12 protein-coding genes are annotated in these 13,189 nt (G+C 41.6%); all 12 read right to left on the minus strand.

Annotated features, from left to right (window positions below; all coding sequences use genetic code 11):
• Window positions 1-83: 83 nt before the first annotated feature.
• The gene (locus BFN00_RS04015; RefSeq protein WP_071850534.1) at window positions 84-962 is read right to left on the minus strand and encodes a beta-1,6-N-acetylglucosaminyltransferase; all 879 of its coding nucleotides are present in this window, start codon (window positions 960-962) and stop codon (window positions 84-86) included.
• Between the two features lie 2 nt (window positions 963-964).
• Window positions 965-1,984: a UDP-glucose 4-epimerase GalE gene (galE, locus tag BFN00_RS04020; RefSeq protein WP_071850535.1), complete on the minus strand. Its 1,020-nt coding sequence runs from the start codon at window positions 1,982-1,984 to the stop codon at window positions 965-967.
• Window positions 1,977-3,644 (minus strand): glucose-6-phosphate isomerase, encoded by a 1,668-nt coding sequence (gene pgi / locus BFN00_RS04025; RefSeq protein WP_071850536.1) that lies wholly within the window; start codon window positions 3,642-3,644, stop codon window positions 1,977-1,979. Before pgi ends, galE begins: the two co-directional genes overlap by 8 nt.
• Window positions 3,644-4,900 carry a nucleotide sugar dehydrogenase gene (locus BFN00_RS04030; RefSeq protein ID WP_005105048.1) on the minus strand — a complete coding sequence of 419 codons (1,257 nt, stop codon included), beginning with the start codon at window positions 4,898-4,900 and terminating at the stop codon, window positions 3,644-3,646. The genes pgi and BFN00_RS04030 overlap by 1 nt, the downstream gene beginning before the upstream one ends.
• Window positions 4,901-4,924: 24 nt before the next feature.
• On the minus strand, window positions 4,925-5,800 hold the full coding sequence (gene galU, locus BFN00_RS04035) for a UTP--glucose-1-phosphate uridylyltransferase GalU (protein WP_005105045.1): 876 nt from the start codon (window positions 5,798-5,800) through the stop codon (window positions 4,925-4,927).
• A 12-nt stretch (window positions 5,801-5,812) separates the two neighbouring features.
• Window positions 5,813-7,687, minus strand: coding sequence for a polysaccharide biosynthesis protein (locus BFN00_RS04040; RefSeq protein WP_071850537.1), 1,875 nt, complete (start codon window positions 7,685-7,687; stop codon window positions 5,813-5,815).
• Between the two features lie 118 nt (window positions 7,688-7,805).
• On the minus strand, window positions 7,806-8,981 hold the full coding sequence (locus tag BFN00_RS04045; RefSeq protein ID WP_071850538.1) for a DegT/DnrJ/EryC1/StrS family aminotransferase: 1,176 nt from the start codon (window positions 8,979-8,981) through the stop codon (window positions 7,806-7,808).
• 31 nt (window positions 8,982-9,012) lie between these two features.
• The gene (locus BFN00_RS04050; protein ID WP_071850539.1) at window positions 9,013-9,666 is read right to left on the minus strand and encodes an acetyltransferase; all 654 of its coding nucleotides are present in this window, start codon (window positions 9,664-9,666) and stop codon (window positions 9,013-9,015) included.
• A complete protein-coding gene (locus tag BFN00_RS04055; RefSeq protein WP_071850540.1) occupies window positions 9,666-10,274 on the minus strand; it encodes a sugar transferase in 609 nt (202 codons plus the stop codon). Before BFN00_RS04055 ends, BFN00_RS04050 begins: the two co-directional genes overlap by 1 nt.
• Window positions 10,275-11,402, minus strand: a complete 1,128-nt coding sequence (locus BFN00_RS04060; protein WP_071850541.1) for a glycosyltransferase family 4 protein — start codon at window positions 11,400-11,402, stop codon at window positions 10,275-10,277.
• Window positions 11,399-12,463 carry a hypothetical protein gene (locus tag BFN00_RS04065; RefSeq protein WP_071850548.1) on the minus strand — a complete coding sequence of 355 codons (1,065 nt, stop codon included), beginning with the start codon at window positions 12,461-12,463 and terminating at the stop codon, window positions 11,399-11,401. The genes BFN00_RS04060 and BFN00_RS04065 overlap by 4 nt, the downstream gene beginning before the upstream one ends.
• Before the next feature lie 5 nt (window positions 12,464-12,468).
• A complete protein-coding gene (locus BFN00_RS04070) occupies window positions 12,469-13,038 on the minus strand; it encodes a glycosyltransferase (RefSeq protein ID WP_143115414.1) in 570 nt (189 codons plus the stop codon).
• Window positions 13,039-13,189: the final 151 nt, after the last annotated feature.

Consider the following 13,189-nt stretch of genomic DNA (forward strand, 5'->3'; position numbering starts at 1 on the left):
ATACTCAAAAAAACCTGAAACCAGTGCCCTTTAAACCAGAGAAAAGACTCCAGTTTTTAGGGTACTGTTCCGGCCTGAAATTCTTATGGAAAATGTTTTTCGAGTATCTCGACTGCAATATTTGCATTCATTTTCCGCGCAAACAGCATGCCTGATTGCTTCATTTTATCAAAATCAGATTCATCTAAAGTTCTGGGATAATCCGGCCCGGAATCCCAGTCAATATATCTTAGCCCTGTTTCACAATCCTCTATCCTATGCTGGGCATGATAGATGCGTTGCTGAAAATGGGAATTATAAATAATGGTATGGAAAAAGATTTCATCTGCACAGAGTGAAGATTTAAAGGTTTTTGCATAATCCGGATTTGCTTCCAGATAATCCAGAATAAATGTCACCGCCTGATCGGTAAGGGTAATCCAGTTTGAACCTTTATATAGTTTAGGTAAATGAGAAATATCCTGTTTACGGAAGTGCCGGCAATACCATAATGCCCATCTGTTCAGGAACTGAAATAATGGTGATTTAGCTTTTTGATACATAATCGGTAAATACAGGACATTCACCCGTTGTTCCACATCATCTGCTAAATCATCATGACCCACAAACTCGGTCTGTTTTTGACATTCTTTTTCTAGAAATAATTCTCTTGCTGTATTGGAACATAAAGGAATGTCATCTCCAGACAGGAAGAAAAAATAGCCGTAATCATATTTTTGCGCTTCCTGCAGGAGTTTTAACATGACTTCAATTTGGCTATAGCTGCCCCATCGTACATCTGTCCGGTCTGCTAAAAAATATACCTGTTCATGCTGCCCAAATTGAGCACTAAACGGGGCAAGATCAGCTTTCTGGTCGACATGAATGAGAATAATACTATGGGGACTTTTCAGCAGCTCATTCACCAGAAAAACCAGTGAATGGGTAAGTTGATGACAAATGACCCCATAAATAAAATTCATCTTTATGATCCATATCCTTTAGGATTCTGCTTCTGCCATTTCCAGCTATCGGCGAGCATATCCTCCAAGCCATATTCGGGTGTCCAGCCCAACTCTTTTACTGCACGCGCATTGTCTGCAAAACAGGTCGCCACATCGCCTTCACGCCGTGGTATCAACTCAAATGGAACAGCAATACCATTCACCTGCTCGAAGGTATTTTTGACTTGTAGCACTGAAATCCCATTACCGGTACCAATATTCCAGGCACGACAACCTTGAGAAACCAGACGATTATTCAAAGCACACAGATGTGCACTGGCCAGATCCACCACATGAATATAGTCCCGCACTCCAGTACCATCGACCGTATCGTAATCATGACCAAAAATAGACAGTTTTTCACGACGACCTACAGCCACCTGCGTTACATAAGGCATTAAATTATTTGGGATACCTTGTGGATCTTCTCCAATCTGACCACTTTTATGCGCACCAACCGGATTAAAATAACGCAATAATGCAATCGACCAGCGTTCATCAGCTATAGATAACTTTTCGAGCAGTTGCTCAACTATTAGTTTAGTATAACCATAGTTGTTGGTTGGCATTCCGGTAGGCATCTCTTCATTTAAAGGTGAAGGATTATCTTCACCATAGACAGTAGCTGAAGAGCTGAAAACCAGTTTAAATACTTGTGCGCGCTGCATCGCCTGAACCAGACTGATTGAACCGGCAATATTGTTGTCAAAATAGGCCAAAGGAATTTGCTGACTTTCACCAACAGCTTTTAGTCCGGCAAAATGAATCACCGCATCAATCGAATTTTGCTGAAAGATCTGATCGAGTAACTGGCTATCCCGGATATCTCCTTCGATAAAGGTCAGGCTTTTTTGGGTCAATTTTTCTACCCGGCTTAAGGACTCGGAGGAGCTATTACACAGATTATCCAGTACAACAACCTCATGTCCGGCATTCAGCAATTCTACACAGGTATGTGAACCAATATAGCCTGCCCCGCCTGTGACCAAAATTTTAGCCATTTTGCTTTCCTAACAGAACTTTAATTAAACCTTGGGTTGAACCATCCAGACCATTCAGATCAGTCTGTTCACCATTCAGTATGGGTAGTAACTGGTTGGCAATTTCCTTGCCTTTTTCCACGCCCCACTGGTCGAACGGGTTGATATTCCACAGCACAGACTGGACAAATACCTTATGTTCATATAAAGCAATTAGCATGCCCAAGCTGTATGGATTGAGCTCCTGTAATAACAGGGTACTGCTCGGCTGATTACCCTCATATTGCTTATAGGGTGGCAAGCTCGCCAATTCGGTTTGATCCAGCGCTTCATTGCCAAAAGCCAGTAAACGCGATTGCGCCAGACAGTTAGATAAGGCCAAATGATGTTGTTCGACCAATGCTTCGGCACTGTCTGCATAAGTATATTGCTGGCTGTTATAACGCTCTACCGGCGCAATAAAATCACAGCTGACTGACTGAGTGCCCTGATGCAATAACTGATAGAAGGCATGCTGGGCATTCGGACCTACTTCCCCCCAGATGATCGGGCAGGTATCTAGCTGGACTTTTTCGCCATTGCGCTGGATTGACTTACCGTTGGATTCCATTTCCAGCTGTTGCAAGTAAGATGCAAAGTATTTCAACCGACCATCATAAGGCAGAATTGCATGGGTCTGAATATCCAGAAAATTGGTATTCCAGGCTCCCAACAATCCCATCAATACGGGAATATTGCGTTCAAAAGGCTGGTACTGAAAATGCTGGTCCACGGCATAGGCGCCAGCCAGCAGCTGCTTAAAGCCTTCAATTCCGATACTCAAGGCAATTGGCAGTCCGATACAGGACCAGAGTGAATAACGCCCGCCGACCCAGTCCCAGAGCAGCAACTGGTTTTCCGGCGCAATGCCCCATGCGGTCATTTTTTCCGGCTTGGTCGATACCCCAATAAAATGATGCTTGAGGATATAAGGATGCTGACCTAATGCCTTTTCCAGCCACAGGCGTACCGTCTGGGCATTGGTCAGGGTATCAATGGTGCCGAAGGATTTGGAGGAAATAATAAACAGTGTCGTTTCCGGACGCAACTGATGCAACAGCTCGGACAGCTGACTGCCATCCATGGTTGAAACAAAATGTACGTTCAGTGGCTGAGCAGACTGGTATTTAAAATCAGATAAAGCATGCGTGACCATCAAGGGACCCAGATCTGATCCCCCTACCCCGATATTGACCACATCCTGAATGACTTCCCCGGTGGCACCGCGACGCTGTCCGGCATGAATCTGTTCCACCAGCGCATACATTCGTTCCAGCTGGGCATATACATCAGCTGCCAGATCAGCATGCTGTTGATCCTGTTTGGGCAGGCGCAGTGCCCAGTGCATGGCAGCACGCTGCTCGGTATAGTTGATTTCCTGATTGGAAAATAGGGAGCCAATCCAGGATCTGAGGTTTTGTGCATCGGCCCATTCGATCAGGCCTTGTAGCACATTTTGATTGATTCTGTGTTTGCTATAGTCAAATAGCAGTTGTTCAAACTGAATGGAATATCGATTAAAGCGCTCCGGGTCAGCAGCAAACAGTTCCCGCAGATGCTCAGATTGAAGTTGTTCTTTGTTTGAGGCTAATTTCTGACACACAGTTTCAGTGTCGAGATTTGGATTAAAATGGCTCAACATTAACGTCCCACCCCAATATAATTAAAACCACGTGTCTTGACATACGTCGGATCATACAGATTACGCCCATCCAGAATCAGGGGATGCTGCATTAGCTTGATTAAATACGGATAATCCGGACTGCCGTACTGTTTCCATGCCGTAATCAGACACAAGGCATGCGCCCCTTCCACAGCCTGATACTGGTCTTTACACAGGATCAGGTCTTCCCGTGACCCATAGACCTTTTCAATATTTGCGATTGCCTGAGGATCATGCAGCTTGACCGTCACGCCTTGCGCCCACAAAGCGGTCAGCATGGCATGTACCGGAGACTGCTGGATACTCGGGGTATTTTCCTTAAAGGCTGCACCCCAGATCGCAATGACTTTACCCCTTAAGTCTCCACGGAAATAGTTCCAGAGTTTACGGAACAATAATTCTTTTTGCTGTTCGTTAATGTCCCAGACCTGTTCCAGCAGCTGGTTTTTCACTCCTGAATCTGCCACGGCATGAGTAAGCGTCCGGATATCATGGGAGAAATTCTCTCCACCAAAACCAACGCCGGGGAACAGATAGGCAGAACCAATCCGGTTATCCGCAGCCATGCCTTGCCGCACCTGTTCAATATCAATACCAAGCTTTTCTGCCACACTGGCCAGATCATTCATATAACTGATCCGGGTGGCCAGCATGCCGGAAATACTCAGCTTGGTAAATTCGGCATCCAGAACCGGCATAAATAGATACTGTTGCGCGCGTGGAAAAAGGGGACGTAAGAGTTCTTTGATTTTAGGCTGTATATCTACATGATCACAACCCACAATCAGCTGGGTGGCCTGAGTAAAGCTACGCAGTGCATTCCCTTCCTGAATAATATCTGGCAGATAGATCCAGTCATCATTCGGCAGCAACTGCTGAAAGCGTTGCGTACCATGCAAGCCAAAGGTCGAGGCATTAATCATCAGTTTGGGATGGGCAAAACAGGCATGCCGGATGGTATCCACCATCTGAAACGCTTGTTGCTCTTCAGTCGCATTAAAACTAAAGAAAAAAACATCCTGATTAAAATCCAGATGCTGAAAATCGCAACAGTTTAAAAAGCCAGATTTTTCCTGTTTTTGCAGTAATAGCTGAAGAGATTCATCCTGGAAATACGGCCGAGCTGACTCATCTACATTGAAGCTATTACACCAGACCACCTGATGACCACATTCAGATAAAAGAGCTGAAATGACTCCGGAAAATAAGGTTTTTCCCAATACTGCGACTTTCATAATATTCCTTTTTATTATTTTTTCTTACAAAGCCAGTTCCTGAATCAATGCTTTAAACTCGCTACCGAGTTTAGGATGATCGACGCCATAATGTAAAACAGCTTTTAGATATCCCAACTTACTGCCACAGTCAAAGGTCTGGCCTTTCATGCGGTAGGCTTCTACAGCTTCTGTTTGTTGCAGCATTGCAATTGCATCGGTCAGCTGGATTTCATTACCTGCCCCGCATGGGGTCTGTTCTAAAAGTTGCATGATTTTGGCCGGCAGAATATAACGCCCAACCACAGACAAATTCGAAGGTGCCGTTCCGACCGCCGGTTTCTCAACGATCCCTTGCATGACAATGCTTTCCCCTTCGGCAGGCAATGCTGCAACATCCACGATGCCATACTGGTCGACCAGATGTTCAGGCACCGCTTCCACCATGATTTGTGACGCTTTAGATTCTTCATAACGCTGAATCATACGTGCCAGGTCATTTTCCGGGTCCTGATCTTTCACCAGTACATCCGGTAATAACACCGCAAAGTCATCATCGCCAATCACGGCTTTGGCACACAGTACTGCGTGGCCCAGACCCAGAGGCTGTGGTTGGCGTACACTAATCACACTCACGCCCGCAGGCAAAATTTCAGTAATTTCTTTCAGCAGGTCGGTTTTGTTTTTTTGCTCAAGCGTGGTTTCAAGTTCAAAGTTACGATCAAAATAATTTTCAATCGATGCTTTAGAAGAATGGGTCACCAGAATAATCTGCTCAATTCCGGCAGCAACCGCTTCACGCACCACATATTCAATCGCAGGGCGATCCACGACTGTCACCATTTCTTTAGGAATGGATTTACTGGCAGGTAAGAAACGCGTACCTAAACCAGCCACAGGGAGAATTGCTTTCTTAATCATATCTATAAAAACCTAGTTCACTTTAATTTCGTTACCGCGTACATAACCATCCACATAATGTTCTAATTGTGCCAGCGCCCATTCAATGTCGGTTTGAGTCGCGGTAAGTTCATGTATGCGGTTAAATACTGCCAGAATTTCTGCCAATGGATAATGTTTTTCGACAGATCGTAGAATACGCGTGTGTGAAGTAATTTCTGTATTTTCTTCGTCAATCAGCAATTCTTCATAGAGTTTTTCGCCTGGACGTAGCCCAGTATATTGAATTTCAATATCGCCATTCGGGTTTTTATCATCTCTGACTTTGAGTCCGCTGAGAGAAATCATTTGTCGTGCCAGATCCTGAATCCGTACCGGCTCGCCCATATCCAGCAGGAACACGTCGCCTCCTGTACCCAAAGCACCCGCCTGAATTACCAGTTGTGAGGCTTCCGGAATAGTCATAAAGAACCGAGTCACTTCTGGATCAGTCACGGTAATCGGACCACCTTTGGCAATTTGCTGTTTAAACAGCGGCACCACCGAGCCCGAAGAACCAAGTACATTGCCAAAGCGCACAATACTGATCTGAGTCTGATCCTGAGCCTCTGCCATAGCCTGACAGTACAGCTCTGCCATACGCTTGGTCGCTCCCATCACATTGGTGGGACGTACCGCTTTATCAGTTGAAATTAACACAAAGGTTTCGACGCCTTTTTTTACCGCAGCATTCACACTAAAGGCGGTTCCGACGGCATTGTTTTTCAACCCTGCCAGAGGATTACACTCGACCAGCGGGACATGTTTATAGGCGGCAGCATGATAAACAGTCTGTACACCATATTGTTCAATCACCCGTTCCAGCTTGGATTCATCCAGCACAGAGCCCAGAATCGGAATAATTTCACAGCTGGCAGTGAGGCGTAACTCTTTTTCAATACTATACAGCGCAAATTCAGTCAGTTCATAAATAACCAGTTTGGCCGGTTGGTTTTTAATGATCTGGCGGCAGAGTTCTGAACCAATCGACCCGCCAGCGCCTGTGACCATCACCACTTTATCTTTAATGTTTCTGGCCAGCAGCTCCGGCACTGGCGGCACCGGATCACGCCCCAGCAAGTCGATAATATCCACTTCCTGAATATCAGAAATTCGGATTTCACCATCCACCAGTTTGGTCAGCCCCGGAATCTCGGTAATTTTTAAATGCGCCGGTTCTAAAAACTTGATGATTTCACTTTTACGGACCCGCCCTACCGAAGGCAAGGCAATCAGGATTTCATCAATTTTTTGCTTGCGCATGAGTTTTAAGGCAGTCTGTGCATCATAGACTTTAAGTCGACCCAGCTGCTGTCCCGCCAGCGAGCGTTTGTCGTCAATAAACATGATCGGCAAATGTTCATTGGAACGATACAGTGCAGCAGCAACCTGTTGACCGGCATGACCCGCACCATAAATCGCAATACGTTTTTTCTGTACGTCAGCCTGCAAGTAGGAACGGATAATAAAACGGATGATGCCCCGGCTAAACCAGATCCAGGCAAACATCATAAAGCCGAACATCAGAGGAATAGAAGTCGGAATAAAGGCCGGCGTGAAATAAGCCAGCGCATAAAGACCAGCAACCGTCAATGCAGTCGCCAGCCCCATCTTGATCATAAACACTTCATTATACGTACGGACAATAAAGCGATAGACCCCACAGATAAACAGCGATGCCACTGCAATTACGCTGACCCAGAGCGTACCAAGAGCCAGATTCGGTACCACATCTGCCCCGAGATCAAATTGGCGAATGGCGTAACAAAGCCAGATCAAGACTGGAAAAGCACAGAAATCCAGAATAATCAAAAATGCAAGTTTGGCGGCTCGTGGTGATTCTACGAAAGGCGTAATGATCGATTTCACTGGATGCGTTGTCTCAATTCTAATAAATTTTTAATAAGTCACAATGCGATGAGTAACTTAAAAACATATTCTATATAAGTTAAATGCACCGAATACGGTGCACTTATATTCTAAAAGTTTAAGTAACTATTCTATGAATCACTTGTTGAATTGCGGTGACTGTTTTGTGAATACTTTCATTACTTAAAGTCGGATGTACCAAAAACATCAGACTGGTTTCACCCAATTGCTGCGCATTTTTCAAACGCTGCGCTGGTCGCCATGGCGTATTATCAAAAGCATGCTCGAGATAAACTTCTGAACAGGAGCCACTGAAACAAGGCACATTCAGCGCACTGATTTCCTGCATGATCCGGTCACGTGACCAGCCTTCAGGCAAAGCATCGATATTGACCTGCACATAACATTTATAGGCAGCATGCACATAATCACCTAATGGACGATGCACAGTAAAATATGGACTGTCTGCAAATGCCGCATAAATTTTTTCCATATTGGCAAGGCGTTTTGCAGTCCATTCCGGCATTTTTTTCAGCTGGATACGCCCAATTACCGCCTGCATTTCCATCATGCGCCAGTTGGTACCAAATGAATCATGCAACCAACGGAAACCCGGCGGATGCTGTTTATTATATATACTATCAAAGTTCTTGCCATGGTCTTTATAAGACCACATTTTTTTCCATAAATTTTCATCATTGGTGGTGACCATGCCACCTTCACCGCCCGTAGTCATAATCTTGTCCTGGCAGAAGGACCAGGCACCAATATGACCAATTGAACCGGCAGATTTACCTTTGTATCTTGCCCCATGCGCCTGTGCACAGTCTTCGATTACATATAAGCCTTTATCGGAAGCCAACTGCATGATCGGGTCCATATCACACATCCAACCTGCCAGATGCACACAAATGATGGCTTTGGTATTGGGTGTGATGACCGCGTCAATGGTCTGACGGGAGATATTTTGGGAGTCCAGTTCAACATCGGCAAAGACCGGATTTGCTCCTGCCGTGACAATGGAGCTGGCAGAAGCTAGAAAAGTACGGGAAGTGACAATCACATCATCCCCTGCACCAATACCTAGTGCCTTTAAAGCCACATCTAGCGCGACTGTACCGTTAGCCAATGCCACTGCATACCGAGTTTCTGCAAACCGGGCAAATTCTTTTTCGAACTCTCGGCATTCCTGTCCGGTCCAGTAGTTGACTTTATTCGACAACAAAACCTGGGAAACCGCATCCGCTTCTTCCTGAGTAAAACTTGGCCATGGTTCAAATGCAGTGTTTAACATGATGTGTCCTGAATTTTTAAAATTTAAAAACTTATTTTTTCTCTAGAATTCTTGCTGGATTGCCAATAACCGTTACCCCCGGTGGCACGCTTTTGGTGACGACAGCGCCCATACCGACTACGGCACCCTTGCCAATCACCAAAGGTTTGTCAGGTGTACCCTGTTTGATCACGGCACCTGTACCAATATAGGCATGGTCTTCGATATGGATATTACCATTGCATTTCACCCCAGGAGCAAAGGTGACATAATCACCAATGATGCAGTCATGAGCGATATAGCTATAAATATTGGCATGAAAGAATTTTCCAATTTTGATATTAGATGTCAGACAAGTGAAAGGACAAAGTAAACTTCCTTCACCAATATGCACCTCATCTAGAATAACTGTATTGCCTGCATGAACATCTAGATGCTGTATCTGGTCCTCATTTAAACGCTGAACCAGTTTTTCACGAACTTGACTATTCGCGATAGCAATGGTTACAGCCTTATGAGTATTTGGTGTAGCGAGAAAATCCTGATATCTTAGAACAGCATAGCCATTTAAACTATTGCCAGCTTGGCCATCATCGATAAAAACAAAGTCATCTTTGGCGAGGGTTGAAAATTGCTGGCGAACCAATGGCATAACTTCTTTACCAAAACCACTTGCACCGTAAACACCAATATATAAAGCTTTCATTATGTTTCGTCCTTGTGTTGTGAGCCAGTAAAACGTGTCATAGTCGCTTCACCCTCGGCACTGATATCATCTTTTGCTAAAACTTTATGTACCGTTTTAAACATGATTTTGAAGTCGAGCCAAATCGACTGATTTTCGACATACCAAGTATCCAGCTTGAATTTTTCTTCCCAGCCAATGGCATTGCGGCCATTGACCTGCGCGTGACCGGTCATGCCCGGTCTTACATCATGGCGTTTGGCCTGTTCAGGGCTGTAAAGCGGCAGGTATTCCATCAACAGCGGGCGTGGGCCGACAATACTCATATCACCTTTAATCACGTTCCATAATTCCGGCATTTCATCCAGACTGCTAGAGCGCAGCATTTTGCCAAAAGGAGTTAATCGCTCACTGTCTGGTAAGGGGTTGCCTTGAGCATCCACCGCATCTTTCATGCTGCGAAATTTAATCATTTCAAAAGGTTTGCCATGTAAACCAGGGCGAACCTGACGAAATAAAACAGGCGAACCTAGATTTTTTTTCACTTTATGTGCCACATAAAAATACAACGGTGACAGTAAAATCAGGGCAATAGAAGCAATAATAATATCGAGGAGGCGTTTTAGCATTTATAGACCTAAAATATTCACTAAACGTTGATTTACTTTTTCTGCATCAAATTTTTTAATGGCAATTTTATAACTTTCAGCACCCATTAATCTAATTTGTTCAGGGTGTTCAATGAAATAAATCATTTTTTCTGCCAAAGCTTCAGGATTCCATTTTGGCACTAAAAAACCATTTACACCATCTACAACCGTTTCTCTACAACCAGGCACATCTGTGGTAATAATTGCGCGCCCAATAGCCATAGCTTCTTGTGTGCTTCTTGGTACACCCTCTCGGTAATAAGAAGGTAAAACAAAAACGCTAGAATTTTCTATCCATTCTGAAACATTACTCACATGGCCTGGATATTCAATAATATTAGTCTTTACTAGATTTTCTAACTCCTCTTCTTTAAGACTACCCAATGCCTCTTTATCAATCGCACCTAATACAGTGAATTTAACTGAAGGATATTTTTCCTTCACAATTTTAGCTGCTTTTAAATAATCATGAATTCCTTTTTCTGCAAGTAATCGTGCAATAAAAATAAACGATATATTTGAATTAAAGTTTTCTGAATATTTATAATGATGTAAATTTAAACCAATTCCACCTAGAACCTCTATATTTTTGACATTTATAACATATCTTTCAATTAAATCTTTAGGGTCATCAGGATTTAAAAAAATAAGCTGGTCAAGTTGTGGTAATGCTATTTTATATAAAAAAACCTGTATTTTTTTTATGAGCTGAGTTTTTTTACTTAAACCTTCTGGCTGCTCTGTAAATGTATAGCCTAAACCTTCTAGCATACCTATCACACGTGGTATTTGAGCTAATTTTGCTGCCAAAGTACCAAAAATGACAGGTTTAGAAAAATAAGAGAATACTAAGTCTGGATTAATTGCTTTAATTTTCTTTGAGAGTTGATATGTTGCAATTATATCTGCGAGTGGGTTTAGTCCACCACGGTTTAATGTATATGTAATTGGTGTAGCGCCCAACTTTTCTATTTTTATCAGATCTTCTGCCGTATATTCAGACGTAAATGCATAGACTTGATGACCTTTTTTCAAGAGTGTACAAATTAAATCTGCACGAAAGCCATAGAAGCTAGATGCGACTGTACCAATGAATACTACTTTCACGCCTTTATTACCTTTCCAATTTTATAAGTTGACTTAAGTTTTAATATGTAAAAAAAGCATATATAAATAGCAAGATAATTATATAGTCTCAACCGAATAGCCGTACCTAAATTATCGTTACCGATTAGCCAAACACTTGCATATAATACAAAGAAAACTATTAGAAACTGTATAAAACTATCGGCATATTTTATATTTTTCAAAATATAAAAAAACATAAAGATAAAAGGAACCGTTTCAATAAATAACAAAGCTAGAGCTAGTGGATTTGTAATATATAAACCAAAAAGCTGTCCTAATATACTTAGAATAAAATTAGGGATAAACATTACAGGATTAGAAAAGTCCAAACCCAATGTAGAACCAGCTTCACCCTCGTCAAAACCGGAGCGGTATTCTATTAATCTTTCAAAAATGCCAATATAATTTGCGATAAATAGAACTATAAAATATAAAATAGCAAAGAGAAAAATACGTTTTTTAGTAAGCTTAATTTTCCATAAAAGTAGTGCCAGCAAAAAGGCATAACCTAAATAAGGGCGCAAAGCCAACAAAAACCATCCTATTAAAATTGCTAGTATATAAAAAAATGAAAAAACAATAAAGTTGTTACTATTTAAACACTTTTTAACAATTAAGCACCCTACTAAAAAAGAGAACACCATAAATACATCACGATAAATATCAAATGTATAGAAAAAAATCGTGGGATAAATTAAACATAGCAAAGTGCAATATAAATAATATTTCTGATCTTTATTAAAATTTAAACCCGATAACTTAGTCACAAGAAAAGGAATAATAAATAAGTTTAAAAACAAGAAAAAATAAGATATTCCTTCACGTGAGTACACCCCCCAATTATTTAAAAATTTCAAAATTACAGGCCATATACTAGTCTTTATATCATGATAACCAAGTGCATAAGCATCATAAAAATCACCATCATCCCCCCCACCGAGATTAATAGCAAAAAAACCATCCTTAACAAGGATAAAAACAACCACCTTGGAAAAGAACAATAAATAAATAAATAAAAATAGTATTTTTTGATTATTCATATTAATTAATATTTCATCCAAATTCTTTTATACTTCTCCAATACATACTCTGCGCTATGAAAATCAGATATATACCTTAAAGCATTTTTAGAATATTCTTTGATTTTTTTTGGATTCAAAATAATGTCCTCAATTGCGGCATATATATATTCAGGATCAGGCTTCGCATTTATAAGTGGATTATAATCAATATTATAAATATCTTTAACCGCATCCTCAAAACCACTAAAAACTACTTTTGCTTCTGCTAACCCTAACAATGCATTCACACCACAATCTTGGCTAAAACATTGATCAATAAAAATATGACATGATTGAAACAATGTTTTATATTCATGATATGGAACGCCTCCTATCACAGTATATTCTATTTTATTAGGATACTTTAACAGAAGTTTCTTAATAGCTATATCAAAAATATCATTACCCTTAGTAATCTCTCTTCCTGGTTGCCAACCATGAAATATTTTTATGGGATTTGAAAAATCATCAATATCTAATAATTTTGTATCTACCTTAGTTTCAACAATTATTGGCACAACCTCGGTTGTATAGGGGAATTCTTTATATGGCACATAATAATCATATAAACCAGGTATAATCGCATTAACATTATTACATATATATCTGTCTCTTATACACATCTGACGCTGCCGACGATCTTACGCGTGATGATCTCTGTGGTCGCCGGGTCATCTGATACATAAAAATGATGAAATAAATATA

Origin of the sequence: Acinetobacter sp. AR2-3, assembly GCF_001878775.1 — a bacterium.
In the GTDB taxonomy this organism is placed as follows: Bacteria; Pseudomonadota; Gammaproteobacteria; order Pseudomonadales; family Moraxellaceae; genus Acinetobacter; species Acinetobacter lwoffii_D.

What these genes read in the sequence shown, in the direction of transcription:
- BFN00_RS04015 (WP_071850534.1), bottom strand. Translation starts at nt 962, where the DNA reads ATGAATTTTATTTATGGGGTCATTTGTCATCAACTTACCCATTCACTG.
- galE (WP_071850535.1), bottom strand. Translation starts at nt 1,984, where the DNA reads ATGGCTAAAATTTTGGTCACAGGCGGGGCAGGCTATATTGGTTCACAT.
- pgi (WP_071850536.1), bottom strand. Translation starts at nt 3,644, where the DNA reads ATGTTGAGCCATTTTAATCCAAATCTCGACACTGAAACTGTGTGTCAG.
- BFN00_RS04030 (WP_005105048.1), bottom strand. Translation starts at nt 4,900, where the DNA reads ATGAAAGTCGCAGTATTGGGAAAAACCTTATTTTCCGGAGTCATTTCA.
- galU (WP_005105045.1), bottom strand. Translation starts at nt 5,800, where the DNA reads ATGATTAAGAAAGCAATTCTCCCTGTGGCTGGTTTAGGTACGCGTTTC.
- BFN00_RS04045 (WP_071850538.1), bottom strand. Translation starts at nt 8,981, where the DNA reads ATGTTAAACACTGCATTTGAACCATGGCCAAGTTTTACTCAGGAAGAA.
- BFN00_RS04050 (WP_071850539.1), bottom strand. Translation starts at nt 9,666, where the DNA reads ATGAAAGCTTTATATATTGGTGTTTACGGTGCAAGTGGTTTTGGTAAA.
- BFN00_RS04055 (WP_071850540.1), bottom strand. Translation starts at nt 10,274, where the DNA reads ATGCTAAAACGCCTCCTCGATATTATTATTGCTTCTATTGCCCTGATT.
- BFN00_RS04065 (WP_071850548.1), bottom strand. Translation starts at nt 12,463, where the DNA reads ATGAATAATCAAAAAATACTATTTTTATTTATTTATTTATTGTTCTTT.